1 pseudogene is annotated in these 1,104 nt (G+C 40.7%); it reads right to left on the bottom strand.

Features of this window, described 5'->3' with window-relative positions:
• Positions 1-1,104 (bottom strand): annotated as a pseudogene (locus ACFIK8_RS09865) (FAD-binding oxidoreductase); the annotation flags it as partial.

A 1,104-nucleotide genomic window follows, 5' to 3' on the forward strand; every position in this document is an offset into this window, starting at 1 on the left:
TATAATATTTTTCCAGGGTTCATAATCCCTAACGGGTCGAGTGTTTTCTTAATCTTCTGCATAATGTCTAATGCAACAGGTGATTTGAAAGTGCGAAGTTCTTCACGCTTAAGCTGACCAATTCCATGTTCTGCAGAAAATGTGCCCTTATAGTCCATTACTAGAGCGTGAATGCGATGATTCATTTGTGACCATAACTGTAAAAACGCCGCAGTATCAGCTCCAAGGGGCTGTGCAATATTATAATGCAGATTTCCATCGCCCATGTGTCCAAAACAAACCACCCGCGCACCTGGAGCAATATCTTCAACAATAAGAGCTGCCTCAGCGATAAAATCAGGAATGGAAATAATAGGTACCGCAATGTCGTGCTTAATAGATCTTCCTGCTAACTTTTGTGCATGTGACATACTTTCACGTAATTGCCAGAAAAAATCTTGCTGCTTTAATGATTGCGCAATAACCGCATCTTCGATCACTGCATTCTTTAAAGATTCTTCCAAAATAGTATGTAACACCGATAATGCCTCATCATCACCCCGTAATGATGAAATATTAATTAAGACATACCATTCATGCCCATGTTCAAAAGGAGACTTCTCGCACATTTTATAATCTAAAGCCATTTGTAAGCTCAGTTGTCCCATCAGCTCAAAACCAGTCAACATCCCTCCACCATAGCTCTGAGCAAGAGATAAAAATTCAAGAGCCTTAGCTGGACTGTGTAAGCCCACAAAGGCAACTGCTTTTCCTCTGATCTTTGGAAAAAGTTTTAAAACTGCTGCAGTGATAACGCCTAGAGATTTTTCAAATCATAGCCGCTATTGTCTTTCTTCACAAAACGCAAATCATCTAAAATACGACCATCAGGCAAAACAACTTCTAAACCAAGACAAAGCTCACGCATATTGCCATAAGCTAAAACGGCTGTTCCTCCAGCATTAGATGAAAGATTTCCCCCTATCTGACAGGAGCCTTCTGAACCCAGAGAAAGAGGGAAAAAACGATCCGATTCAGCCACTTTTTTCTGGAAGTCCTGTAAAATAACGCCAGCCTCCACCACAGCAAAATTCCCCTCAAGATTCATACATCTAATCTGGTTCA

The organism is Bartonella sp. MR168JLCBS, from assembly GCF_042194175.1.